The sequence below is a fragment of the Streptomyces sp. TSRI0281 genome (assembly GCF_001905125.1).
GTDB lineage: Bacteria > Actinomycetota > Actinomycetes > Streptomycetales > Streptomycetaceae > Streptomyces.
Window position 1 is genome coordinate 81,420 of sequence record NZ_LWLE01000004.1, and the last position, 24,168, is coordinate 105,587.

The window sequence follows — 24,168 nt, forward strand, 5'->3', positions numbered from 1 at the left end:
CTCCGGTCAGAGGGGAAGCAGGTCCGGGCGCTTCGCCTCGGCGTGGTCGCCGGAGGACTCGCCGCGCAGCCTTCGGCCGATCCACGGGACCAGGTAGTCGCGCGCCCAGTGGATGTCGTCGCGCCGTTCCTCGAAGGTGCCGCGCTGGGCCCGCGGCGGCCACGCCTGGTCCGGATCGGCCGGCACGTCGACGCCGAGGACCTGTGCCGCGCGCAGCGCGACCCGGGTGTGCCCCTCGGGCGACAGATGCAGCCGGTCGTCGTCCCAGGCACGCCTGTCCTGCACCGAGCGCAGGGACCACAGGTCCAGTACGGGGCAGTGGTAGCGGTCCGCGATGGCCCGCAGATGGATGTTGTACGTCGCGATCTTGCCGCGCATGTGCCGCAGTACCGGCACGCCCCGGGTGTCGAATCCGGTGGTGACCATGACGGTGCCGACCGCGTTGCTCAGATCGGCGACCGCGCGCTCGAAGCGCTCGGCCAGATCGTCGGGGTCGGTGCCCGGCCTGATGATGTCGTTGCCGCCCGCGCAGAAGCTGACCATGTCCGGGGCCAGTTCCTTGGCACGGGGTACCTGCTCCTCGACTATCTGGTCGAGAAGGCGTCCGCGTACGGCGAGATTGGCGTACCGGAAATTCCCGTGCGGGTAATCCTCCGGGCTCGTCGCTGCATCGGGGACCGGGAGCTGGTCCGCCAGCAGCACCGCGAAGCGGTCAGCCCAGCCGACAAAGGTCCCGTCGGGGCCGGGGTCTCCGACGCCTTCGGTGAAGCTGTCGCCAATCGCCGCGTACGACCCGATGGTGCCTGGTTGATTGATTCTCGAATCGTCTGCCACAAGCGCATATCCTGCACCTTCGAATGTGACCTACGCGACCGTAATACGGGGTTGACGGGTGGTGAGATAGACCACCCGGTCAGTTTTTGGTAAAGCCGGAATAAGTGCGGGGGCGGTGCGCTCGTGCGCACCGCCCCCGCGAAAACCGCTCGTTACCGCTCCATCAGATGGAGACGCCGTGCTGGCGCAGGTACGAGATCGGGTCGACGTCCGAGCCGTAGCTCGGGCCGGTGCGGACCTCGAAGTGCAGGTGCGGGCCGGTCGAGTTGCCGGTGGAGCCGGAGAGGCCGATCTGCTGGCCGCCGGTGACGGTCTCACCCACGGAGACGTTGAGCGAGGACTGGTGGGCGTACTGGGAGTACATGCCGTCGGTGTGCTTGATGACGACCTCGTTGCCGTACGAGCCGCTCCAGCCGGCCGAGACCACGGTGCCCGGACCGATGGCGCGGACGACGGTGCCCGAGGCGGCCTGGAAGTCCGAGCCGGTGTGGTAGCCGCTGGACCAGCTGGCGCCGGAGGCCCGGTACTGGGTGGTGACGTTGGCGTTGGCCACCGGGGTCGTCCAGCCGGAGCTGTTGCTCTGGGAGGCGCTGGTGTTCGTGGAGGTGGTGGACTTGCCGGCCGCGGCGGACGAGTCCGGGGAGGACGTGGTCTTCGGCGCGGGCTTCGCCTTCGGGGCGGCCGGGGCGGCCTTCTTCGGCTCGGCCTTCGAGGGGGCCGGCGCGGACTGCGCGGCGTCCGGGGCGGCGGCGGAGCCGGACGCCTTGGCGCCGAGGGTCAGCTTCATGCCGGGGAAGATCAGGCTCGGGTTCTCGCCGACGACGTCCCGGTTGTCCTGGTACAGCTTCTGCCAGCCACCCTTGAGCTTCTGCTCGGCGGCGATCTTCGACAGGTAGTCGCCGGAGACCACGGAGTAGGTCTTCGACGCGGTCTGCGTCTTCACCACGGCGGCACCGGGGGCGGTGTGCGCGGCGGCGACCGAGGCGGCGGCGGGCGCGACCTTCTCCGCAGCGTGCGCTCCGGTGGCACCGATCAGCGGGAGGGCGAGGACGGCGCCGCCGGTCCCTGCGGCGAGGACACCGCGGGCGATCGGGCCGGTCTTCGTACGACGGTGCTTACCCTGTGCGGGCATGGGGGAATTCCTCTCCGGCGCCTACGAGGTGAGCTGTCGGGTTCGGACTGGAGATGCCCGGTCGCTGGCTGCGACTTCACCCCGAGCCGGTCCGGATCTCTCCGGGCCGGCGGCTTACCTGGGTCCCCCGCTCCTGCCACGCGTATGTGGGTGGATGTGAATTCCGGGCGGCGGCAGGATTAGGCGGTCCGTCCGGATTGACGGTGACCGTAAACGAGTCAGGACGACGGGAACAAGCCATCGGTTGCGTACCGGAATCCCCAATTCAATTTCGGTTCGGATTTCCGGTGACACTCCGTGGATTACGGATCTTGAATTTCCGCGCGGCGCCCGGATTACCTCCGGGCGCCACCACCACACACCGTCACGGATATGATCCCGCTCACCAGCGGGCCACCATCTCCCCCACAAGTGGGGCATGTTCCACTAAATACACCAATACGGACATGTCATGGCCATCACCTCTGACGCAACCTCAGCACCCGCGCGTCGAGATCTCCCGTCAGCCCCGTGTGCAGCCCCCGGTGCAGCAGCACCGATCCCTCGTACACCGTCCCGGTGTCCTGGCAGACGTACGCCGCCGAGGGGTCCAGACCGCGCAGCCGCAGAGCCGGGGGGCGCTGCCCGTACCGCTGCGCTTCGAGCCACATCAGCACCACGGTCTCCTCGCCCCGCACGTACTGCACCGCGCTCAGCCCGCCGCGCGGAGCCGCGAGCCGGTGCAGGGCGCCGTGCTGCACGACCGGGCGGATCTCCTTGTACAGGGACACCCAGTCCCGCGCCTCGGCCAGCTCCCCCTCGCTCCACTCGGTGAGGTCGCCGCCGACCCCGAGCACCCCCGCCATGGCACTGACGAAGCGGAAGCGCAGCGAACTCGCCCGCCCGTTCATCTGCTCGTTCGGGCTGTCGGTGACCCAGGCGGCCATCACCCGCGCCGGGTGGATCTGACCGAAGCCCTCCTGGATGGCGAGCCGGTCCAGCGGGTCGGTGTTGTCGGAGGTCCACACCTGATCGGTCCGGGCGAGCACCCCGAGGTCGACCCGGCCCCCACCGCCCGAGCAGGACTCGAAGGCCACACCCGGGTGTGCGGCACGCAACCGGTCGAGCAGCGCGTACAGCGCGTCCACATGCTCGATCCAGAGCTTCTGCGGATACTCCTCGCCCGGCCAGCCCGCATCGGTGAAGCAGCGGTTGAAGTCCCACTTCACATAGTCGATCGGAGCACTGGAGAGCAGGGTGTCGAGCTGTTCCCACAGATATTCCTGCACGTCCGGCCGGGCCAGGTTGAGCACCAGCTGATGACGGAACTCCGTCCGCGTCCGCCCGGGGACATGCTGGACCCAGTCGGGATGGGCCCGGTAGAGATCACTGTCGGGGTTGACCATCTCCGGCTCGACCCAGATACCGAACTGCATGCCCAGTCCGCGCACCTCTTCGGCGAGCGGCCTCAGCCCACCGGGGAAACGGTCGGGGTTCGGCGTCCAGTCGCCGAGTCCGGCCCGGTCGCTGGTGCGCTGCCCGAACCAGGCGTCGTCCACCACGAACAGCTCGACACCCATCTCCGCGGCCCGCACCGCGAGCTCCCGCTGCTGCTCCTCGACGATGTCGAACCCGGTCGCCTCCCAGGAGTTGTAGAGCACCGGGCGCAGCGCCTGGGCATTCGGAATCACATGGGCCAGCTGCCAGGCGTGCCAGGCGCGGCTCGCCCCGCCGAATCCCTCGGGGCTCCACAGCCCGGCGAAGACGGGTGTGGTGTACGACTCCCCCGGCGCGAGCCGCAGCAGCCCGGACTCGTCGTAGCCCGCGCCGCCGGTGATCTGCACGAGGCCGTCGGGCAGCTGGTGCACGGCGATCCGCCAGGACCCGGACCAGCCCAGCGCGCAGCCGTACACCTCGCCGTGTTCCTCGGTCGCCGCGGCGTCCGCGTCCAGCGCCACCCAGGGCAGATGCTGGTGTCCGGTGTGTCCCCGGCGGCTGGAGAGGATCTTCTCGCCGTACGTCAGTTCCGACCGCACCAGCCGGGACTCGGCCGCCCAGCTGCCGTGGAGCTGGCTCAGCCGCCAGCCCTCACGGGCCGGCAGCGTCCAGGTCGCCGCGTCGGCGCGCAGCAGCTCCAGGGGCGGGCCGTCCGGCCCGGCATGCGTGACGGTGGCCCAGCGCTCGATCACGTCGGAGTCCCCGCGCATCCGGTAGTGCAGGGTCAGCGCGAGCCGGTGGACGGGGTCGGTGAAGCCGAGCCGGAGTTCGTCACCCCGCGTCTCGGCGTCCGCGAACGCCCACTGCGTACCTCTGACCTCGGCGGTCCGTACGGAGAGGGCCGGGCGGACGAATCGGGGTCCGCCCTCGACCGGGTACTCCTCGCGGCCGTCGAGCGGGGACTCGAAGCCCGGACCGGGCGGGAAGGGCTCGGCCGCCAGCGCCTCGGCCGCGGCCATCGTGAGTCGCGGCCCCCAGTGGAGATGGAGCAGCTCGTCGCGGTCCGTGAGGTGGAGCGCGTAGCTGCCCGTCGCGCCGCCGAGCACCCAGGTACGGCCCGTGACACCAGTCTCGATCATCATTCCCCCACGTTCGAACAGTTCCGCACATCATCAACCATTCACACCGTGCGGGGCAATGCCCTCACGGCACGACTGGCCGACATGTGGCGGACCGTCGCGCGGCAGAGCGCCGCACGGTCGAGACGATTGCCTGAGGAACCGATGTCGTATCGTCACGAGAGTGCCCTCGTCGGCGAGCAGCGCCGACGCCAGACACCCCAGGAGCCACCCGTGACGCAGCAGGTGCCGCAGGTCCCGCCGACAGAAGCCGAGCTGACCGGAGTGCGCAATTTCCGGGACGTGGGCGGGCTCCCGACGACGGACGGGCGCCGTGTGGCGTTCGGGCGGCTCTACCGCAGCGGTCACCTTGCGCACGCCACGGAGCAGGACACGGCGATCCTCGGCGGGCTGGGTCTGCACACCGTCTTCGACTTCCGCAACGCCGCCGACCGGAGGCTGGACGGCCATGACGTGGAACTGGCCGGGGTGCGCAATGTCAGCATCCCGCTCTCGGACCCGGCCGACGGCGCGGAGTTCTGGCGGCTGGTCCGCGACGGCGACATCGAGCAGCTGCGCTCGATCCTCTCCGGCACCAAGGGCGCGGACCGCATGATCACCTCGTACCGGTCGATCATCAGGGACCGCACCGCCGAGCACAGCCGGGTGCTGCACGCCCTGGCCGAGGACAGCGTCCCCGCCCTGATGCACTGTGCCGCGGGCAAGGACCGCGCCGGTCTCTCGATAGCCGTGTCGCTGCTCGCCGTCGGCGTGGAGCGCGACGCCATCGAGACCGACTACCTCAAGTCCAACGACGCGCACCGCCGCTACCGGGTGCGGCGCACCGACATGTCGGAGACGGGGATGTCCCAGGAGGTGCTGGAGCTCCTGAACCCGCTGTTCGGCGCGCACGCCGAGTACCTCGCCGCGGCCTTCACCGCCATCGAGGAGACCTGGGGAACCACGGACCGCTACCTCACCGAGGGCCTGAAGATCACCCCGGAGACCCGGGAGCGGCTGCGCGGACGCCTGCTGGACCCGGCGTAGGCGCGCCCCTCTCCTCAGCGGATGGCGTCGGGCGGCGGATCGCTCCGGACCGTGTCCGCGCATTTCCGCCCGGCGGGCAGGACTACTTGTTGCCGCCGGCCACGGCGAACAGCAGGTAGAGGAAGCCCGCGATGACGTGTCCGGCCACCAGATAAGCGAACAGCCGGATCACGACTCCGCGCGGCATCTTCCGCTCATGCGGGTCGTAGTTCTTGGGCCGCTGCGGGGTCAGGGGGTCGTAGTGCTCGGAATCGGACATGACAGTCCTCTCTGCCGGCCTCACGGCCGGTGAAGCGAAGGATGGAGCAGGTGCGGCGACGGGGCCGACGGCCCGGTCAGCGCCGATGGATCCCGTTGCCGAGACACAGCTCGGCGGCGGGGCTCTGCATCAGTGAGTGGACGAAGAGGAGCTCCGCGCCGCCGCGGTCGACGGCCGCGATCCGGTGCGGGGTGAGCGAATCGAAGTGCGCGCTGTCGCCGGGGTCGAGGTCGTGCACCGTCTCCCCCAGGACGACCCGCAGCCGGCCGTCCAGGACGTACAGCCACTCCTCGCCGGGGTGGACCCGCACGAGATCGCCCTGGGCGCCGTAGGGCACGCTCACCCACAGTGCCTGCATGGCACGGCCGGAGCCGCCCGCCTGCTGATACATCCAGCCGTCGGCCTCGGCGCCCTCGAAGCGGCTGCCGCGGACGATCGCGTCACGTTCGGGAGGTGTCTCGCCGAGCAGCTCGGAAACCGTCGTACCGTAGATACGGGCGAGCCCGAGCAGCATCGGCAGCGAGGGTTGCCTGCGGCCCGTTTCGAGCCGGGAGAGGTGGGCCGGGGAAAGCCCTGCCCGCTGGGCGGCGCTCTCCAGGGTGAGACCGCGACCGCGGCGCAGTTCGCGCAGGCGGGGTGCGACGCCGGGGAGCTCGTCCGCCACCCCTCCGTCCGGAGGATTCATACCTTCATTGGGCCAGGAACTTTCCTCCGAGGCAAATTTCTTACCTCCGAGGCAAATCCCCCGGACGTCGGCCCGGTGCCCATCAGCGGTGAGCCGTCCTCCGTCAGCGGCCGGCCGTTCTCGGCCAGCGACCGGCGGTCAGCGGTCAGCGGTTGACAGTCAGCGGTTGGCGACGGCCTGCTTCACCAGGGTCCGCCCGAAGTCCCACATCAGCCCGCCGCCGTTGTGCGCGTCGTCCATGACGGCGGTGAACGCCGCCACGAAGCGCTCCACCTCCGGCTCCCCGATGACCAGCGGCGGAATCAGCTTGATCACTTCCAGATGGTCGCCGGACACCTGTGTGAGGATGCGGTGCTTCCGCAGCAGCGGCACGACGACCATCTGCGCGAAGAGTCCCTTGCGGGCCGCCTGGAGCATGGTCCAGCGGCTGCGGAGCTTCAGCGAGGCCGGCCGGCCGAACTCGATGCCGATCATCAGCCCGCGCCCGCGCACCTCGTGCAGCAGCTCGTAGCGGTCGACGAGGGCGGCCAGCCGCTCCCGCAGGAGATCGCCGGTGCGCCGGGCGTTCGCGACGGTCTCCTCGTCCTCCATCACCGCGAGCACGGCGAGCCCCGCCGCCATCGCCTGGGCATTGGAGCCGAAACTCGCGGAGTGGACGAGGACCCGGTCCATGGACGAGTAGACGCGTTTGAAGATCCAGTCCTTGCCGAGGGTCGCCCCGACGGGCACATAGCCGCCGGAGAGCGCCTTGGCGACACAGACCAGATCGGGTTCGACGCCTTCCTCGTGCTGGTACGCGTAGAAGTCGCCGGTCCTGCCGAGCCCGGTCTGCACCTCGTCGGCGATGAGGAGCGCCTTGTGCCGGTGGAGCAGTTCCTGCGCGGCCCGCAGGAAGCCCGGCGGCGCGGCGTGCACGCCCTTGCCCTGGACGGGTTCCACCACCAGGGCCGCCACATCGCCGCGCTTCAGCTCGCGCCGCAGGGCGTCGAGGTCGCCGAGCTCGATCGCGGTATCGGGCAGCAACGGGGCGAAGCCGTCCCGGAATCCGTTCTCGCCGTTGACCGAGAGCGAACCGGTGGTGAGTCCATGGAAGGCGTGGGTGCAGTAGAGGACCCGCGGTTTCCCGGTGGCGTAGCGGGCGAACTTCAGCGCCGTCTCGACCGCCTCCGTGCCGCTGTTGCCGAAGAAGACCCGGTCCAGATGCGGGCTGTGGGTGAGCAGCTTCTCGGCCAGCAGTCCCGGCAGCGGCTGGCAGTCGAAGCGGGTGAGGTCGGCAAGCGAGGCGTCCAGGACGTCGTGCAGGGCCTTGCGGACGACGGGGTGGTGCCGTCCCAGGCCCATCACCCCGAATCCGGCGAGCATGTCGAGGTAGTCGTTGCCGTCGGCGTCCCAGAAGTACGCGCCCTCGGCCCGCTCGTACACCTTGTCGAAGCCGATGGTGTGCAGCATGCGCGGCAGTTGGTGGTTGAGGTGCCGTGCGTGCAGTTCGTAGCCTTCGGCGCCGCGTTCCGCGAGGAGCCGCGTGAGGTCGAAGCCCCCGGGTTCGCCGTCCTTCATTGCCCGTTCTCTCCTTCGGCAGGTCCAGCTGGGCCGCCGGCCCGGCCCGGACGCGCCACGAGGGGCGGCGCGTCGCGAGCGGCCGGGCCGGCGGGACAGGGAGAACCGGCGTCCCGGTTCTCCGGCGGTCAGGACGTCACCGGTTGCCGGTGACGGTCTCCCGTGCGGCCCTCAGGGACTCCTTCAGCGACCCCATGGTGGCGAGCACCGCCGTGGGCTCGTATCCGCAGTGCGCCATGCAGTTGGCACAGCGCGGGTCCTTGCCCCGGCCGTACTTCTCCCAGTCGGTCTCCTCGATGAGCTGACGGTACGTCGGGACGTATCCGTCGCTCATCAGGTAGCAGGGGCGCTGCCAGCCGAAGAGCGAGTAGTTCGGGATCGCCCACGCGGTGCAGGCGAAGTCCGCCTTGCCTTCCAGGAAGTCCAGGAAGAGCGGCGAGTGGTTCAGCCGCCAGCGGGCCCGGTTGCCGCCGGCGAAGGCCTTCTTGAACAGCTCGCGGGTCTGCTCGACGCCGAGGAAGTGCTCCTGGTCGGGTGCCTTCTCGTACGCGTAGGCGGGCGAGATCATCATCTCGTCGACCTTCAGATCGTCATTGAGGAAGTTGAGGACCTCGATGATGGTCTGCGGGGTATCGGTGTTGAAGAAGGTCGAGTTCGTGGTGACGCGGAATCCGCGGCTCTTGGCCTCCTTCATCGCCGCCACCGCCTCGTCGAAGACGCCTTCCTTGGCAACCGATTCGTCGTGCCGCTCACGCAGCCCGTCGATGTGCACGGCGAAGGCGAAGTAGGGCGACGGGGTGAATTTGTCGAGCTTCTTCCGCATGAGCATCGCGTTGGTGCAGAGGAAGACGTATTTCTTCTTCGCGACGAGCTGACGCACGATTTCATCGATCTGCGGGTGCATCAGTGGCTCACCACCCGCGATGGAGACCATCGGCGCGCCCGATTCGAGCACCGCGCCGACGGCCTGGGCGACCGGCATGCGCTGTTTCAGAACTCCGGCCGGATGCTGGATCTTCCCGCATCCCTCACAGGCCAGATTGCAGGCGAACAAGGGCTCCAGCTCGACAATGAGCGGGAACTTCTCTCGCCTGCGGAGCTTTTGTTCAATGAGGTACGTCGCAACCTTGATGGACTGACGAAGCGGCATGGCCATCTGGCTCACCTCCTGGGGAGCAGCAAAGATCGGTGCCATTCATAGAAAGCCGGCAGGACGGCACGAAGAACGCGGAAGGCTGATATTCCACCGCGGACCGTGCCGATGCGGACGAGCTCATGCTCTGGAGCGTCCACGACCACCCGTACGGCCGCAACCGGGCGTGGGCCGTGGCGCAGGGCGGTGCGCAGTGTGGCGGCGGACTCCATGTCCACCGCGATGGCGCCGGTGGCCCTCAGTTCGGCCCGCTCAGGTCCTCGTACGACATGGTCGGAGCCGAACAGCGGACCGGTGTGGACGGTGCGGCCGGGCACCGCCCTGGCGAGGGCCGCGACGAGCAGACCCGTGCCGGTGCAGACGGTGGAGCCGGTCGCGTCCCGGGTCTCCTCGGCGACGACCAGGTCCCCGGGGTGCATCCCGGGGGCCAGTCCGGCGCAGAAGCCGGAAGCGATGACCGCGGCGCCCCGCGCCCCGTCCCGGCCCAGCGAGTGCCCCATGGCCGTCTCGGCGGCCTTCGGGCCCATCCCGGTCCGGATGACGCTCACCGGGCCCGGGGCACCGCTGCCCCGGGCACTGCGCAGGGCGAACTGTTCGATGCCGAGGGCGCAGGCGATCAGCAGCGGTACGGCGGGCCCGGACGGCCTCGGTGCATCGCCCATCAGGCCCCCTCGCCGACGGACGTGCGGCCGGCGAACGGATCGCCGTACACATAGCGCCCCAGCGCGGTGAGCGGGAAGACCTGCCGGTAGAGGTGGTAGTTGATGGAGAAGTCCCAGGGGAAACCGGTCCCGGTGAAGTACGGCTCGTCCCAGGAGCCGTCGGCCTGCTGGGTCTCGGACAGCCAGGTGACGCCACGGGTCACCGAGCGGCTGTCGCGTTCGCCCGCGGCGAGGAGTGCCAGCAGCGCCCAGGCGGTCTGGGACGCGGTCGACTCACCGTGTCCGATCCACTTCTCCTCCTGGTAGGAGCGCAGGTCCTCGCCCCAGCCGCCGTCGTCGTTCTGGACGGACGTGAGCCAGCTCACGGCCCGGCGGATCGACGGGTGACCTGCGGGCAGTCCGGCGGCGACCAGCGCGGGCACCACGGACCCTGTCCCGTAGACGTAGTTGACGCCCCAGCGGCCGAACCAGGCGCCGCACGCCTCCTGTTCGGCGAGCAGCCACTCGATGCCCTGCCGGGTACGGGGGTGCCGGGCCCGGCCCTCCACGGCGAGCATCTCCACGACATGGCCGGTGACATCGGCCGACGGCGGATCGATGACCTCCCCGAAGTCGCAGAACGGCAGACGGTTGGGGAACGGGCTGGTGTTGTCCGCGTCGAAGGCGCCCCAGGCCCCGTTGCGGGACTGCATGCCGAGGTTCCAGCGCACTCCGCGCTCGATCGCGGCTTCGAGCCGGGCGGGATCGGGATGCGCGACCCGGCGCAGCGCCAGGACCACTTCGGCGGTGTCGTCGATATCCGGATAGTTGTCGTTGTGGAATTCGAACGCCCAGCCGCCCGGCTCAAGTTCGGGCTTGCGCACGGACCAGTCGCCGGGGCGTGCGATCTCCTCGCCGAGCATCCAGTCGGCGGCCTTCACGAGCGCGGGGTGGTCGGGCCGGAGCCCTGCGTCGGCGAGCGCGATGGTGGCGAGGCAGGTGTCCCAGACGGGCGACTGGCATGCCTCGATCATGCGGGCGCCGTCCTCGCGCCATACGGCGAACCGGTCCAGCGAGGCGAGCCCGGCCCGCATCACCGGGTGGTCCAGGTCGTAGCCGAGCAGATGGAGGGCGATGACGGAGTAGACCGCGGGTGGCTGGATGCCGCCCCAGCAACCGTCGTTCTCCTGGCGCTCGATGATCCAGCGGGCCGCCGCGTTCATCGCGATGCGTCTCAACGGACGCGGCGCGACCTTGTGGTAAAAGTGCATCCCCTTGTCGAGCCGCTGGAAGATCCCGTCCCAACTGGCCGCCGGTGCCATGCGCTTGGGAGGATTGGGGCACGCGGGGTCGGTGTGCAGCTCGTCGAGGGCGAACGGGGCGGGCCGGACCGGCCGCTTCGCCGAGACGACGGTCAGCGGAACAATGGTCTGCCGGGCCCAGCAGCCGAAGTCATAGATATTGAGTGGCAGCCACTTGGGAAAGAACATCAACTCGGGTGGCAGCTCAGGCAGGTCATCCCATTTCCACCAGCCGAAGAGGGCCAGCCAGATCCGGGTGAAGACCCGGGCGGCCGCGATGCCGCCCTGTTCTCTGACCCACCCGGCGGCACGCGCCATGTGCGGGTCCTCCGGCCGGTCCCCGGCCAGCCGCAGCGCCACGTACGCCTCGATGGTGGCGGAGAGGTCGCCCGGTCCGCCGTAAAATGTGGCCCAGGTGCCGTCACCGAGCTGTTCGCCACGGATGAACCGGGCCGATGCCTGGACCGTGGCCGGGTCCTGGATCCCGATGAACTGACGGAGCAGCAGGTCCTCGGCGTCCATCGTGACGTTGGTGGCGAGGTCGCCCTTCCACCAGCCCTGCTCGTCCTGTCTGCCGAGGAGATGCTCCACCGAGCGTTCCGCGGCCCGCCGCGCGACGGCGAGTACGCCGTCCGCGGCGATGTTGGATTCGGTCGGATCGCCGTCCGAGGCTGCGCGAGGGTTCGCGGCTCCGGTGCTTCCGTCGGTCGTCGCTGTCATGGCTTCCCCTTCGTGCAGTGTGGTCCTCTGCTGTGCTGGGGTCTCCGTCGGCCGGCGCCCGGTTACGGGCACCGGCCGGCGACTGCGAGTCATATGCGAATGGTGATCATCTCTTTCGTACGACGACGAAGTCGGCGAGCGCGGTGAGCTGCGCCCGTACGTGCTGCGGCATGTCGACACCGTGCAGCGCCTCGATGGCGACCGCATGCTGACGGCGGGCCTCCTGGGCGGTCCACTCGCGACCGCCCGCCTCCTCGATGAGTGCCGCGCGGGCGGCGAACTCCTCCTCGGAGAAACTCTCGAAGTCATTGCTCTTGGCATCGGCGGCGAGCAGCTCGCCGAGACGCTCGGAGGCGGGGCCGCCCGCGGCGAGCGCGGCGACGACCGGCAGGGACTTCTTGCGCTGACGCAGATCGCTCCAGGTCTGCTTGCCCGTGGAATCCGGGTCGCCCCAGATGCCGAGCAGATCGTCGACCGCCTGGAAGGCGAGGCCCAGGTGGTAGCCGTACGCCTCCAGGGTGTCGGCGGTGCGGTCGTCGGCACCGCCGAGGACCGCACCGATGGAGACGGCACAGGCGAGCAGGGCGCCGGTCTTGTTGCCCTCCATCTCCAGGCACTCCTCGACGGTGACCCGCTCGCGGTGCTCGTAGGAGATGTCCTGGGCCTGCCCGTCGATGAGCTTGCGGGAGGCGGTGGTCAGCCGACGGGCCGCCCGGCCCGCCTCGACGGTGCCCAGTTCCAGCAGGACTTCGTTGGCGAGCGCGAAGAGGGCGTCGCCCACCAGGATCGCCTGGGCGGGACCGTGCACCTTCCAGACGGTGTCGCGGTGGCGGCGCTGCTCGTCGCCGTCCATCAGGTCGTCGTGCAGCAGCGAGAAGTTGTGCACGAGTTCGACCGCCACCGCGCCGGGGATACCGGCCTCGGCCGGAGCGCCCGCGGCCTCGGCGGACAGCAGGGCGAGCGCGGGGCGCACGGCCTTGCCGCCGTCGCCGTCGGCGGGCCGGCCCTCGGCGTCGATCCAGCCGAAGTGGTAGGCGGCGACGGTGTCCATGGGCGGCGCGAGCCGGTCCACGGCAGCCCGCAGCACCGGCGCTGACAGGGCCCGTCCACGCTCCAGAAGCGCGGTGACGTCCGCGGTGTCTGCCACGGTGTCGAAAGCCGGATTCGCCGGGGTCACTGACTCTCCTCTTGTTCCGGTGGTACTGCTCATGCCGCCTCCTGAAGCGGATGTCCAAGGGTGCGACCGAGGTCCACGAGCGCGGCGTCGGCGGCGCTGACGCCACTGCGCACGGCGCCCTCCATCGTCGCGGGCCAGCCGGTGGCGGTCCACGCGCCCGCCAGGTGGAGGCCGGGGGCGCGGGTACGGGGTCCGGGCCGCAGCCGGCCGACTCCGGGCGTGGGCGCGAAGGTCGCGGTACGTTCGCGGGTGACGAAGAAGTCGCGGATACCGGCCCCCCGGGCGGCCGGCAGGAGCCGTTCCAGTTCGGGCAGATAGCGTCCGCGCAGTTCGGCGACGGGCAGGTCGATCTCGTCCTGGGCCGCGGACTGGGAGACCGCCAGATACTGTCCGCCGCCCGTGAGGCCGGAGGATTCGGTGCGGTCGAAGACCCACTGGACCGGGGAGCCGAGCGCGGCGAAGAACGGCCGGCGCAGGACCTTGCGGTCGTAGACGACGTGCACGTTGAGGATCGGCGCGGAGTCGATGTCGAGCAGCAGGTCCGGCTCGTCCAGCGCGCCTTCGGGCAGCAGGCCGTGGGTCTCGGTCTGCGGCACGGCCAGGACGACGGTGTCCGCCCCGATCCGCTCCCCGCCGCTCTCGACGGCCCAGCCGCCGTCCTCGGTGCGGCTCAGGGAGCCCACCTTGGCGCGCAGCTCGGTCCGTACGCCCGCGGAGTCGAGCGCCTTGCGGGCAAGGGTGTCGTGCAGTTCGCCGAGCGGCACGATGGCCCAGCCGATGTCGGCGGCGCCGGGTTCGGAGAGCAGACCGGTCTTGAAGACCTTCGCGGCGAGCGCCATGGAGGCGTTCGGCGCGGTCGCGTTCAAGGTGGCCACGCCGACGAGGTCCCAGAGCGCTTCGATGGTCCGCTTCGACTGGCCGTGCTGTCGCAGCCAGGTGGCGAAGTCGATCTCGTCGAGCGCGGGGTCGGCCGGATCCAGCCGCCCGAGCGCCAGCGCCGCCCGCCCGACGCTCGCCTTCTCGGCGAGCGAGAGGTGCGGGTAGGCCGCGAGCCCGGCGGCCAGGTGCAGGGGTACGGGGAGGTTGTTGCGGCGCAGCCGTCCCAGGCGGGGGCCTGCCGCCCGCCCGACATCGAGCACGGGCACGTCGAGCCGGTCCTGAAGGGGCGCCAGATGGGCACCCCCGACCCGGTCCAGGAACCAGCGGTAGCCGGTGCAGCAGCGCAGATAGACGTGCTGGCCGTTGTCGACGGTCAGCTCGCCGCGCTGGAAGGAGAAGGCGAGTCCGCCGAGCCGGGGCCGCCCTTCGAGCAGGGTCACGTCAAGTCCGGCGTCGGCCAGCCGGAGTGCCGCCGTGATCCCCGCGATGCCGCCGCCGACGACCACCGCGCGGGTGCGCGGGCTCTCGTCGCTCATGCGTCCCCCTTTCGTGACCTCGTCGCCGCATCGAGCGCCGTCGGCCGGAACATCGGCATCCAGATCGTCGCAGTCAGGGACGCGCCGGGCCACCGGAGGGTTGCCCGGCGGCCGGGCCCGGTGCGGTCCATCAGGTTCGCCCCCTGGCCGTGAGCTTCGAGATGTGGCGGGCGTCGAGGCCCGACAGACCGCGCACCGCGACATACGCCTTCTCATGGCCGGGCAGCGAGACCCGGCCGCGGAGCACGGCCTCGGGGTCGCGTTCGATCCGGTCCAGGAGGCGGCGGTAGATCCCGGCCATGGCGGCCACACAGGCTCCGCTGCGGCGGTCCAGCATCGGCAGCAGCCGGTAGCCCTCGGCGAACAGGGCGCGGGCCCGGCGGACCTCGAAGTGGATCAGACCCGCGAAGTCCGAGCCGGGCGGCGGGGTGGCCCGGTGGAATCCGGCGGAGCAGCCGAACTTGGCGAGATCGTCTGCGGGCAGGTAGGTGCGCCCGTTGCCGGCGTCCTCGCGCACGTCGCGCAGGATGTTGGTGAGCTGGAGGGCGAGACCGAGGGTGTCGGCGTACTCCGCGGCGCGGTCGGCGCCGGGTGCGCCCTGCTCGGTACCGAAGACACCCAGGCTGAGCCGCCCGATGGCGCCCGCGACACAGCGGCAGTAGATCTTCAGGTCGTCCCAGGTCTCGTACGTCGCGCCGCGCACATCCATCAGCACGCCGTCGATCAGCTCGTCGAGACCGCCCAGGGGCAGCGGGAAGCGACGGGCGGCGTCGGCGAGCGCGACGGCCACCGGGTCGGTGTCGTCCTCGTCGACGGCGCCGTCGCGGATCCGGTCGAGCAGCTCGCGGGTGCTCTCCAGCCGGGTCCGCTTGATCTCCGGGGCCAGCTCACCGTCGCCGATGTCGTCGACCCGACGGGAGAAGGCGTACAGCGCCGACATGGCCTGCCGCTTCTCGTACGGCAGCAGCCTGATGCCGTACGCGAAGTTACGCGCCTGCTGGCCGGTGACGGCCTCGCAGTAGCTGTATGCGGCCTGTACCGGTGCCGACATGTACGTCGTCTGTCCCTCCACGGTCCGGCTCATCCCTCTCCACGCGCTCTTCGCAAGACGACTCCCACTTCGCGCAGCAGGCTGGGCTTGGTGGGTCTGGGCGGTCCGGGCAGTACATCGAACCCGGCGGCCGAGATCGCCGTGAGGGCGGAGCGCCCTCCGGCGACGAATCCGGCGAGGAGCAGCTTGAGTCTGCCGTGGACGCTGCCCACCAGCGGGGCGCCCTCGTCCAGCAGTTCTCGCGCGCGTTCCGCTTCGTAGGCGACCAGGGCACGCACCGATGCGCCCCCGGAGGGCAGCGCCAGGTCGGATTCGCTGACATGGAACCGGGCCATGTCCTCGGCGGGCAGATAGATCCGGTCACGGCCGAGGTCCTCGGCGACGTCCTGGAGGTGTTCGACGATCTGCAGGGCGGTGCAGACGGCGTCGGAGCGGCGGATCCGTTCGGGACTGGCGGTTCCGGTGATCGCCAGGACCAGGCGGCCGACGGGGTTGGCGGAGAGCTCGCAGTAGGCGCTGAGCTCCTCGTACGTCCCGTAGCGGCGGATGTTCTGGTCCTGCCGGTTGGCCTCGATGAGGCCGAGGAAGGGCTCGGGGGTGAGCGTGCGGCGCCGCACGGTGGGGCGCAGGGCACGCAGCAGCGGGTGGCGCGGCCCGTCGCCCGTGGTGGCGAAGACCCGGTGCAGATCGGCCTCGAAGGCGTCGAGCATGGCGAGCCGGTCGTCGGTCCGCGCGGGGTCGAGGCCGAGGTGGCGGGCGTCGGCACCGCCGGGGGCGAGATCGCCGTCGCCGATGTCGTCGACGAGCCGGGCGTATCCGTAGACCGCCATCAGGTCGTCACGCCAGGCGCGGGGCAGGAAGAAGGGGGCCACGGGAAAGTTCTCGTCCGCGGCCTTGTCGAGGGTGCCGGTGGCGGCGGCGTCGTGGCGCGCCTGCCGGGTACGCGTCACCGCGTACCGCCCGGCGCGGAGACGGCCGAACCACGTCGGAGCTGGAGATCTTCCGTCATTGCCGTCACATCTCCCGTTCTACACTGCCGACCCAAAACATCCCTTTTCGGACACGCCGCTGCCTCTCCCGAGTGCACAGGCGCACCGCGGGTGTCGTGCCGAGGGGGTATCGCCCCACTTGCCACGAATCAGCACCGGTACAGCTTACGTTGCACAGCTCACAGAGCGGCGCCGGGGTACGGCGCGCCCGGCGAGTGCACCTCTCCGCCCGTCAACCTTCCCCGTACCCAAGGGAATTGACCTCATCCGGCGGGAGGAGATCGTCCGGGAACCGTACTGCGTACGGTCTCCCGGACCGGTGCGCATCACCGTACCGGCCACCGCGGACACCGCCGTGGCCTCCGCCGGAGTGTTCCGGCGGAGGCCACGGGGTGTGCGGGAGACTACTTGCCGGTCTCGCGCTCGTACGCCTTGAGGACTTCCTCGGTCGGGCCGTCCATCAGGAGCTCGCCCTTCTCCAGCCACAGCACCCGGTCGCAGGTGTCCCTGATCGACTTGTTGTTGTGGCTGACCAGGAAGACGGTGCCCGCCTCCTTGCGCAGTTCGCGGATCCGCTCCTCCGAACGGATCCGGAACTTGCGGTCACCGGTGGCCAGCGCCTCGTCGATCATGAGGACGTCGTGGTTCTTGGCGGCGGCGATCGAGAAGCGCAGCCGCGCGGCCATCCCGGAGGAGTACGTCCGCATCGGCAGGGTGATGAAGTCACCCTTCTCGTTGATGCCGGAGAAGTCCACGATGCTCCTGTAGCGCTCGCGGATCTCCTCGCGGCTCATGCCCATGGCGAGTCCGCCGAGCACCACGTTGCGCTCGCCGGTCAGGTCGCTCATCAGCGCCGCGTTCACACCGAGCAACGAGGGCTGACCGTCCGTGTACACCATGCCGGACTCGGTCGGCAGCAGTCCGGCGATGGCCCGCAGGAGGGTCGACTTGCCCGAACCGTTGGTGCCGATGAGCCCGATGGCCTCGCCCCGGTAGGCGGTGAAGGAGACACCGCGTACGGCGTGCACCTTCCTCACCCCGCGCGGCTCGCCCTTGCCGCGGCGCACCATGCGGCTGAGCGCGGCGGTGGCACTGCCCCTGCCGCCTCCCGCGCCGTTGACGCGGTACACGATGTGCACGTCGTCGGCGATGACGGTGGGAACATGACGTTCCTGCGTGTTGTCCTCAGCCACGGCCGTACCGTTCCTCTGCCTTCCAGAAGTACACGAAGCCCACGATGCCCACGAGCAGCGCCCAGCCGAGCCCGACCGCCCAGACGTGCTGCGGCAGGTTCTCGGAGCCGTACCCGTCGATCAGCGCGAAGCGGACCAGGTCCATATAGATGGCCGCCGGGTTGTACTGGAGCACGTCCGCGATCCACGCCGGCTTGTCTGCCAGCATCACGGGGATGGAGAACATGACGCCCGACGCGTACATCCACGTCCGCATGACGAAGGGCATCAGCTGCGCCAGATCGGGGGTCTTGCTGCCGAGCCTGGCCATCACCAGCGCCAGACCGGTGTTGAAGAAGAACTGCATGGCCAGCGCGGGAATGACCAGCAGCCAGGAGAGCGTGGGATAGCTGCCGAAGCCGACCGCCACGAGCACCAGGACGATCATCGAGTACAGCAGCTGCTGGAGCTGCTGGAGCGAGAAGGAGATGGGCAGCGAGGCACGGGGGAAGTGCAGGGCCCGGACCAGCCCGAGGTTGCCGGAAATGGACCGGACCCCCGCCATCACCGAGCTCTGGGTGAAGGTGAAGACGAAGACGCCGGTCACCAGGAACGGGATGAAGATCTCCTGGCTCATCCCCTTCCGGGTCCCCAGGATCAGGCCGAAGATCAGGAAGTAGACCAGGGCGTTCAGCAGAGGGGTCGCCACCTGCCACAGCTGGCCGAGTTTGGCCTGGCTGTACTGGGCGGTCAGCTTCGCCCTGGAGAAGGCCATGATGAAGTGGCGTCGGCCCCAGAGCTGCCTGATGTATTCGAACAGCCCAGGCCGGGCGCCGCTCACGGTCAGGCCGTACTTGGCGGCCGTCTGGGCCGCGCTCAGCCCCTCGTCGGCGGACGACAGGGTGCCGAGGGCTACCCCACCGTCGTGGGTTGTGTCACTCACAAGTTGAAACTCTCGTCTTCAAGATGCGCAGCCAGTCGCGGGCGCGGCTCAGGCGGACAGGTCCCGGAAAGAAGAAATACGCCTCATGCTCTCAGAGGAAAGCCTCTCAGATCACGGGAGGTCGGCCCAGCCTCGTCAGCCGCCATACCGTACGCCACTTCATGGGGCGCCGCGGCCCGCAGGGCTTCGCCCAGCCTTCCCGGAAACCGCCGATCCATGCCTTGAGCGCGGGCCCGGAAGGTCTGCGCAGCAGGGTCAGCAGCAGCCAGACCCCGACGTACACGGGGACCAGCGGCGCGGGCAGGTTCCGGCGGGCGAGCCAGACCCGGTTGCGGGCCACCATGCGGTGGTAGACCGCGTGCCGCGAAGGTGCGGTGGTCGGGTGGTTGAGCACCATGTCCGCGCGGTAGTCGATCATCCAGCCGGCGTCCAGCGCCCGCCAGGCCAGATCGGTCTCCTCATGGGCGTAGAAGAACTCGTCCGGCAGCGCGCCGACCTCGGCGATCACCTGGGTGCGTACGGCGTTGGCGCCGCCCAGGAAGGTCGTCACGCGCGAGGAGCGCATCGGGTCGGAGGCGCGCAGCCTGGGCACGTGCCGGCGCTGGGTGGCGCCGGTCTCCGGGTCGGCGATCCGGAAGGTGATGATGCCCAGCTTCGGGTCCGTGTCGAACGCCCGCCGGCACAGCTCGGCGGTGTCGGTGTTCGGCAGCAGGCCGTCGTCGTCGAGGAAGAGCAGGCCGTCCACGTCGGCGCCGGAGGGTCCGAACGCCTCGATGCCGACGTTGCGGCCGCCGGGGATGCCCAGATTCTCGGGCAGCTCCACCGTCCGTACACCGGCCGGGACGTCCGGGACCGGGGCGCCGTTGCCGACGACCACCACCTCGATCCGGTCGCCGTCCTGCGCGGTGACCGAATCCAGGAGGGCGCGCAGCTCGTCGGGGCGGTTGCCCATGGTGATGATGACCGCGCCGAGTTTCATGGGAGAGCTCACTTCAACCTGCTGGAAGCGAGCACGGACACGAGGTGGAGCAGGGTCTGCAGGAGAGCGATCCCGGCGAGGACGGCGACGCCGAGCCGCGAGAAGAACAGGTCGTCCCGGACGCTGTCCGCGATCGCCGCGGCGAGGATCAGCAGCGACGCCTCGACGCCGAGGACCAGCCGGTGGAACTTCAGCGCCGCGGCGGCCTTGCGGGCCAGCGCCATTCCGGACGAGCGGGGCTCGGACGCCGCCTCCTTCACCGGCGGCATCCCGCCCTGGTGACGGGCGACGCCGACCAGGTCGGTCTCGGCCTTGATCAGGATCGCGCCGAGCGCGGCCAGGGTTCCCAGGAAGGCCCACAGCCAGTCGATCCGCCCCTCGCCCCAGAGGTCGGCGGCGCGCAGGCCGAAGCCGACCAGGACCGCGGCGTCGCACAGATACGCGGCGACCCGGTCCAGGTACACCCCGGCGAGCGAGTACTGCTTCTTCCAGCGGGCGATCTCGCCGTCGACGCAGTCGAGCAGCAGATAGAGCTGGACCATCAGCACGCCGAGCAGGGCGCCCGTGATGCCCGGTACGAGCAGCGCCGGGGCGGCGAGGGCACCCGCGACCGTCATCACGTAGGTCAGCTGGTTGGGCGTGACCCGTGTGTTCACCAGATGCCGGTCGATGCGCAGGGAGACCTCGCGCATGTAGAGCCGGCCGGCCCAGTGCTCGCCGCTCCGCCGGTCCTTCACACCCGGGGGGTGAACGACCGGTCGAAGCTCAGCTACCGATGGCTTTTGCATAGTCTGCGTAAGCGTCCTTGATCTGGTCGGTGGACAGGTTGAGGTGTTCCAGGATCGTGAAGCGTCCCGGACGCGTCTGCGGGGCGTACTCGACGGCGGTCACGAACTCGTCCGCCGTGAAGCCGATCTCGTCCGGCAGGACCGGCAGGCCGTGGCGCCGCAGTACCGACGTCATCAGCAGCGCCTCCTGACGGGCGCCGCGCAGATGCATCGCGAAGCAGGCGCCGAGGCCGACCTGTTCGCCGTGGCTGGCCGCCCGCTGGGGGTACAGCAGGTCGAAGGCGTGGTTGATCTCGTGGCAGGCGCCGGAGGCCGGCCGGGAGTCCCCCGCGACCGACATCGAGATACCGGTCAGCACAAGCCCTTCGGCCAGCACCTTCAGGAAGGCGTCGTCGCCGACCCCGCCGGGGTGGCGCAGCACGGCCTCACCGGCCTGCCGCGCCATGGCTGCCGCCAGACCGTCTATCTCCTCGCCGTTGACCTCGTGGGCGAGCTCCCAGTCGGCGACGCAGGAGATGTTCGAGATCGCGTCGCCGATGCCGGAGCGGACGTAGCGGGCGGGCGCCTCACGGATGATGTCGAGGTCGATCACCACGGCGATCGGGGTGGGCACCCCGTAGGAGCCCCGCCCGTTGTCGTTGTCCAGCGTCGCCACCGGCGAGCACAGTCCGTCGTGCGAGAGGTTCGTCGCGACGGCGACCATCGGCAGTCCGACGCGCGCCGCGGCGTACTTCGCCACGTCGATGATCTTGCCGCCGCCGAGGCCGACCACGGCGTCGTACCGGTTGCCCTTGATGCCGTCGGCGAGCTTCACCGCCGAGTCGATCGTGCCGTCGGACACCGGGTACCAGTCGGCACCCGGCAGGACCGGAGCGAGCCTCTCGCGCAGGGCGCGCCCGGAACCGTCGCTGATCGCGACGGCGAGCTTGCCCGAGGAGGAGATCCGCTGGTCGGCCAGCAGGCCCGCCAGATCGTCCATGGCGCCGCGCCTGATGTCGACGACGACCGGGGACGGAATGAGCCGGGTCAGTACTGGCACGCGATCTCACGGCCCTTCGCGAGGTCGTCGTGGTTGTCGATCTCGACCCATGTCACTTCGCCGATGGGGGCCACGTCGACGGTGAAGCCGCGGTTGACGAGCTCCTGGTAGCCGTCCTCGTAGTACAGGTCGGGGTCGCGCTCGAACGTCGTCCGCAGCGCGTCGGCCAGCTCCTCGGCGGCCTCGGGCTCGATGAGCGTGACCCCGATGTACTCGCCGGTCGCGGTGGCCGGGTCCATCAGCTTGGTGATCCGGCGGACACCCTTGCCGTCCTCGGTGATGACCTTCATCTCCTCGTCGGCGAGGTTCTTCACCGTGTCGAGGGCGAGGATGATCTTCTGGCCCTTGCCGCGGGCGTCCAGGAGGGTCTTCTCGACGGAGACCGGGTGCACGGTGTCGCCGTTGGCGAGGATGACGCCCTGCTTCAGGACCTCACGGGCGCACCACAGGGAGTAGGCGTTGTTCCACTCCTCGGCCTTGTCGTTGTCGATGAGGGTGAGCGTCACGCCGTACTTCGCCTCAAGCTCCGCCTTGCGGTCGTAGACCGCCTCCTTGCGGTAGCCGACCACGATCGCGACCTCGGTGAGCCCGACCTCGGCGAAGTTGGCCAGCGTGAGGTCGAGGACCGTCTTGTCGCCGTCCACAGGGACCAGCGCCTTGGGCAGCGTGTCCGTGTAGGGGCGCAGACGTCGTCCTGCACCGGCTGCCAGTACGAGGCCGATCATGCGAGTTCTCCTTCGTCGTGTACGGCGGGGGCCGAGGAGGACACCCAGAAGCGGATGGACTCCACGAGCACCACCAGAGCCACGGCCACCGCGAGCGCGGTGAGAGCCGTGGTGAAACCTGAATGCTGAGTCAGTACGGCGGCGAGCACGGCCACCAGCGCGGTCCGGCCCTCGTGCCCACCGATCGTCCGCACCAGCCACTGGGGCGGCGCGCCGGTGCCGCCGCGGATGCGGTACACCGTGTCGTAGTGATGGTAGGCGACGGCCGACACCAGCCCGAAGGCCGCGGGAACGGCGTGCGGTACGTCGCTGCGGGCGGCCAGGATCAGGATCGTGCAGTACTCCGCGGCCCGGAAGACCGGCGGGACCAGCCAGTCGAGCACGCCCTTGAGCGGACGGGCGACGGCGATGCCGGAGAGGACCGTGTAGATCCCGGCGGCGGCGACGGTCAGCCAGCTGCCGAACGGGACGAAGAGGGCTCCGCCGACCATGACCAGCGCGCCGAGGAGGGCGAGCGCGGGAGCGGTGAAGGTGCCGCCCGGCCGGGGGATCACGGCGCCGACGGCCTGCGCGAGGGGCCCGGAGTCGGCCAGGTCGGCGAGGGCCCGCGCGGCGCGGTCGGTGCGCCGCGCCTTGCGGGTCAGCGAGCGCAGCAGCCGGCCGGCCGTGGTGTAGCAGGCGGCCAGGGCGCAGCCGATGAGCAGGGCGTAGAAGACGATCCGCGGGGTGGTGACGGCCGTGAGGACGGCGATCATCGCCCATCGCTCGCCGATCGGCAGGACTATCATCCGGCGCAGCCAGACGGTCCAGCCGACGCTGTCGAGCTTGTCGGACAGGGCGGCGGTGGGGCTCGTGTTGGAGACCGCGTCGTGATTGGCCTCGTTGAACGAGAAGTCGACGACATGCCTGCATGCCTGGAGCACCATCGCACCGAGTGCCAGTACCCAGACGTCGTCACCGCCGCGGGCCGCTCCGAGGGCGAGGCCCGCGTAGTACGCGTACTCCTTCGCCCGGTCGAACGTGGCGTCCAGCCAGGCGCCCATCGTCGAGTACTGGAGCGAGTAGCGGGCGAGCTGCCCGTCGGTGCAGTCCAGGACGAAGGAGAGGAGCAGCAGCACACCGGCGGCGACATAGCCGCCCCGGGTGCCGGTCGCCGCGCTGCCGGCCGCGATGAGCGCGGTGATCAGCGAGGCGGTGGTGACCTGGTTCGGGGTGAGGCCGCGGCGTGCGCACCAGCGGGCGATGTAGCGGGAGTACGGGCTGATGAAGAACGTGGTGAAGAAGCCGTCGTGGGCCTTCACCGCGTTGCGCAGCCGTACCGCCTCGTCGTCGACCGAGGCGACGGCGGCCTCGGCGGCCGTCCGCTGCTCGGGTCCGGTGGGGACGGCGGCGGCGAGCGAACCGAGTTCGGGGCGCTGTACGGCGATGCCTTCGGCGTCCAGCGCGACGGCGAGGCGGCCGGGCACGCTGCGGTCCTCGGCGGCCGGCCGGTCGTCGGGGGGCCCCACGGGGCTGCCCGCGCCGACCGCCGCGACGGTCCGGTGCAGGGCCCGGACGAGCGCGGCACGTGCCTCCGGCTGCGCGGTGAGCGCGCCGGGGACGGTGGCCGCGGCGAAGCGGGGGTCGGTCAGTCCGAGCCGGAGGGCGTGGCGGTGCCCGACGAAGCGGGGGTCGACGAGCGCGACGCGGCGGCTCGCGGGAACCGCCGCGAGCAGCTGGGCGGCGTTCGTGGCGTCGGTGGCTGTTTGTACCTCGAAGCCGAGTGACCGCAGATCGTCCGCGAGCGACGATCCGGGTACCGGCGCACCGGTGAGGATGGCGGTCGACAGACGAACTCACTCCTTGGTACTGGCGTGGACGGCGCGCGACAGTGCGGCCCTGAGGCGGACCGGCGGCGCGTCGGCTGAGGCTATCGGATGAACGGAAGACCGAGTTCACCGCCCGTTTGTGCTCCGTTCGGGGCGGACCCGCACCATGCGGCGCCGTTCGCGATCATCATTGTCGATCAGCGCCTCGCCCTACAAACC

The 24,168-nt window shown here is 70.3% G+C and carries 21 protein-coding genes and 1 riboswitch; of the genes, 1 reads left to right on the forward strand and 20 read right to left on the reverse strand.

The annotated features are described in order from the left end of the window. Positions 1-6 precede the first annotated feature (6 nt). From A6A29_RS10360 to A6A29_RS10370, 3 genes are all read right to left on the reverse strand, one after another. Positions 7-834, reverse strand: a complete 828-nt coding sequence (locus A6A29_RS10360) for an SGNH/GDSL hydrolase family protein (protein WP_073719730.1) — start codon at positions 832-834, stop codon at positions 7-9. A gap of 163 nt (positions 835-997) precedes the next feature. Continuing rightward, a complete protein-coding gene (locus tag A6A29_RS10365; RefSeq protein ID WP_073719731.1) occupies positions 998-1,966 on the reverse strand; it encodes a M23 family metallopeptidase in 969 nt (322 codons plus the stop codon). Between the two features lie 5 nt (positions 1,967-1,971). Continuing rightward, a riboswitch (cyclic di-AMP (ydaO/yuaA leader) is annotated at positions 1,972-2,129 on the reverse strand. A gap of 295 nt (positions 2,130-2,424) precedes the next feature. Next, a complete protein-coding gene (locus A6A29_RS10370) occupies positions 2,425-4,521 on the reverse strand; it encodes an alpha-galactosidase (RefSeq protein WP_073719929.1) in 2,097 nt (698 codons plus the stop codon). Between the two features lie 213 nt (positions 4,522-4,734). Between A6A29_RS10370 and A6A29_RS10375 the strand changes: the two genes are divergently transcribed. Beyond that, positions 4,735-5,547, forward strand: a complete 813-nt coding sequence (locus A6A29_RS10375; RefSeq protein WP_073719732.1) for a tyrosine-protein phosphatase — start codon at positions 4,735-4,737, stop codon at positions 5,545-5,547. A gap of 82 nt (positions 5,548-5,629) precedes the next feature. Here the strand turns inward: A6A29_RS10375 and A6A29_RS45765 are convergent, their stop codons facing one another. From A6A29_RS45765 to A6A29_RS10455, 17 genes are all read right to left on the reverse strand, one after another. Beyond that, entirely contained in the window at positions 5,630-5,806 is a 177-nt protein-coding gene (locus A6A29_RS45765) for a DUF6126 family protein (RefSeq protein WP_198953040.1), read from the reverse strand. A gap of 76 nt (positions 5,807-5,882) precedes the next feature. Next, entirely contained in the window at positions 5,883-6,491 is a 609-nt protein-coding gene (locus A6A29_RS10380; RefSeq protein WP_073719733.1) for a helix-turn-helix domain-containing protein, read from the reverse strand. Positions 6,492-6,650: 159 nt separating this feature from the next. Continuing rightward, positions 6,651-8,048: an aspartate aminotransferase family protein gene (locus tag A6A29_RS10385; RefSeq protein ID WP_073719734.1), complete on the reverse strand. Its 1,398-nt coding sequence runs from the start codon at positions 8,046-8,048 to the stop codon at positions 6,651-6,653. Positions 8,049-8,184: 136 nt separating this feature from the next. Further along, a complete protein-coding gene (hpnH, locus tag A6A29_RS10390; protein ID WP_073719735.1) occupies positions 8,185-9,204 on the reverse strand; it encodes an adenosyl-hopene transferase HpnH in 1,020 nt (339 codons plus the stop codon). Positions 9,205-9,209: 5 nt separating this feature from the next. Further along, positions 9,210-9,863, reverse strand: a complete 654-nt coding sequence (locus A6A29_RS10395) for a phosphorylase family protein (RefSeq protein WP_073719736.1) — start codon at positions 9,861-9,863, stop codon at positions 9,210-9,212. Beyond that, positions 9,863-11,863 (reverse strand): squalene--hopene cyclase, encoded by a 2,001-nt coding sequence (gene shc, locus A6A29_RS10400; RefSeq protein WP_073719737.1) that lies wholly within the window; start codon positions 11,861-11,863, stop codon positions 9,863-9,865. The genes A6A29_RS10395 and shc overlap by 1 nt, the downstream gene beginning before the upstream one ends. Before the next feature lie 106 nt (positions 11,864-11,969). Beyond that, positions 11,970-13,073: a polyprenyl synthetase family protein gene (locus tag A6A29_RS10405; RefSeq protein ID WP_073719738.1), complete on the reverse strand. Its 1,104-nt coding sequence runs from the start codon at positions 13,071-13,073 to the stop codon at positions 11,970-11,972. Next, positions 13,070-14,548 (reverse strand): hydroxysqualene dehydroxylase HpnE, encoded by a 1,479-nt coding sequence (gene hpnE / locus A6A29_RS10410; protein WP_385732501.1) that lies wholly within the window; start codon positions 14,546-14,548, stop codon positions 13,070-13,072. The genes A6A29_RS10405 and hpnE overlap by 4 nt, the downstream gene beginning before the upstream one ends. 37 nt (positions 14,549-14,585) lie before the next feature. Further along, positions 14,586-15,539, reverse strand: coding sequence for a presqualene diphosphate synthase HpnD (gene hpnD / locus A6A29_RS10415; protein WP_073719740.1), 954 nt, complete (start codon positions 15,537-15,539; stop codon positions 14,586-14,588). Next, positions 15,536-16,456 (reverse strand): squalene synthase HpnC, encoded by a 921-nt coding sequence (gene hpnC, locus A6A29_RS10420; protein WP_073719741.1) that lies wholly within the window; start codon positions 16,454-16,456, stop codon positions 15,536-15,538. Before hpnC ends, hpnD begins: the two co-directional genes overlap by 4 nt. Before the next feature lie 443 nt (positions 16,457-16,899). Next, entirely contained in the window at positions 16,900-17,688 is a 789-nt protein-coding gene (locus A6A29_RS10425) for an ABC transporter ATP-binding protein (protein WP_073719742.1), read from the reverse strand. Beyond that, on the reverse strand, positions 17,681-18,610 hold the full coding sequence (locus tag A6A29_RS10430) for an ABC transporter permease (protein WP_073719743.1): 930 nt from the start codon (positions 18,608-18,610) through the stop codon (positions 17,681-17,683). The genes A6A29_RS10425 and A6A29_RS10430 overlap by 8 nt, the downstream gene beginning before the upstream one ends. A gap of 106 nt (positions 18,611-18,716) precedes the next feature. Beyond that, the gene (locus A6A29_RS10435; protein WP_198953041.1) at positions 18,717-19,589 is read right to left on the reverse strand and encodes a glycosyltransferase family 2 protein; all 873 of its coding nucleotides are present in this window, start codon (positions 19,587-19,589) and stop codon (positions 18,717-18,719) included. A gap of 8 nt (positions 19,590-19,597) precedes the next feature. Beyond that, positions 19,598-20,377, reverse strand: coding sequence for a CDP-alcohol phosphatidyltransferase family protein (locus tag A6A29_RS10440; RefSeq protein WP_073719745.1), 780 nt, complete (start codon positions 20,375-20,377; stop codon positions 19,598-19,600). After that, positions 20,355-21,416: an iron-containing alcohol dehydrogenase family protein gene (locus tag A6A29_RS10445; protein ID WP_073719746.1), complete on the reverse strand. Its 1,062-nt coding sequence runs from the start codon at positions 21,414-21,416 to the stop codon at positions 20,355-20,357. The genes A6A29_RS10440 and A6A29_RS10445 overlap by 23 nt, the downstream gene beginning before the upstream one ends. Then, positions 21,404-22,141: a phosphocholine cytidylyltransferase family protein gene (locus tag A6A29_RS10450; protein ID WP_073719747.1), complete on the reverse strand. Its 738-nt coding sequence runs from the start codon at positions 22,139-22,141 to the stop codon at positions 21,404-21,406. Before A6A29_RS10450 ends, A6A29_RS10445 begins: the two co-directional genes overlap by 13 nt. Then, positions 22,138-23,913 (reverse strand): DUF5941 domain-containing protein, encoded by a 1,776-nt coding sequence (locus A6A29_RS10455; RefSeq protein ID WP_073719748.1) that lies wholly within the window; start codon positions 23,911-23,913, stop codon positions 22,138-22,140. Before A6A29_RS10455 ends, A6A29_RS10450 begins: the two co-directional genes overlap by 4 nt. Positions 23,914-24,168: the final 255 nt, after the last annotated feature.

Excerpts from the sequence above, each read along its gene's own strand:
- A6A29_RS10365 (WP_073719731.1), bottom strand. The coding sequence starts at position 1,966 with ATGCCCGCACAGGGTAAGCACCGTCGTACGAAGACCGGCCCGATCGCC.
- A6A29_RS10370 (WP_073719929.1), bottom strand. The coding sequence starts at position 4,521 with ATGATCGAGACTGGTGTCACGGGCCGTACCTGGGTGCTCGGCGGCGCG.
- A6A29_RS45765 (WP_198953040.1), bottom strand. The coding sequence starts at position 5,806 with ATGTCCGATTCCGAGCACTACGACCCCCTGACCCCGCAGCGGCCCAAG.
- A6A29_RS10380 (WP_073719733.1), bottom strand. The coding sequence starts at position 6,491 with ATGAATCCTCCGGACGGAGGGGTGGCGGACGAGCTCCCCGGCGTCGCA.
- A6A29_RS10385 (WP_073719734.1), bottom strand. The coding sequence starts at position 8,048 with ATGAAGGACGGCGAACCCGGGGGCTTCGACCTCACGCGGCTCCTCGCG.
- hpnH (WP_073719735.1), bottom strand. The coding sequence starts at position 9,204 with ATGGCCATGCCGCTTCGTCAGTCCATCAAGGTTGCGACGTACCTCATT.
- A6A29_RS10395 (WP_073719736.1), bottom strand. The coding sequence starts at position 9,863 with ATGGGCGATGCACCGAGGCCGTCCGGGCCCGCCGTACCGCTGCTGATC.
- shc (WP_073719737.1), bottom strand. The coding sequence starts at position 11,863 with ATGACAGCGACGACCGACGGAAGCACCGGAGCCGCGAACCCTCGCGCA.
- A6A29_RS10405 (WP_073719738.1), bottom strand. The coding sequence starts at position 13,073 with ATGAGCAGTACCACCGGAACAAGAGGAGAGTCAGTGACCCCGGCGAAT.
- hpnD (WP_073719740.1), bottom strand. The coding sequence starts at position 15,539 with ATGAGCCGGACCGTGGAGGGACAGACGACGTACATGTCGGCACCGGTA.
- A6A29_RS10435 (WP_198953041.1), bottom strand. The coding sequence starts at position 19,589 with ATGAAACTCGGCGCGGTCATCATCACCATGGGCAACCGCCCCGACGAG.
- A6A29_RS10440 (WP_073719745.1), bottom strand. The coding sequence starts at position 20,377 with ATGCAAAAGCCATCGGTAGCTGAGCTTCGACCGGTCGTTCACCCCCCG.
- A6A29_RS10450 (WP_073719747.1), bottom strand. The coding sequence starts at position 22,141 with ATGATCGGCCTCGTACTGGCAGCCGGTGCAGGACGACGTCTGCGCCCC.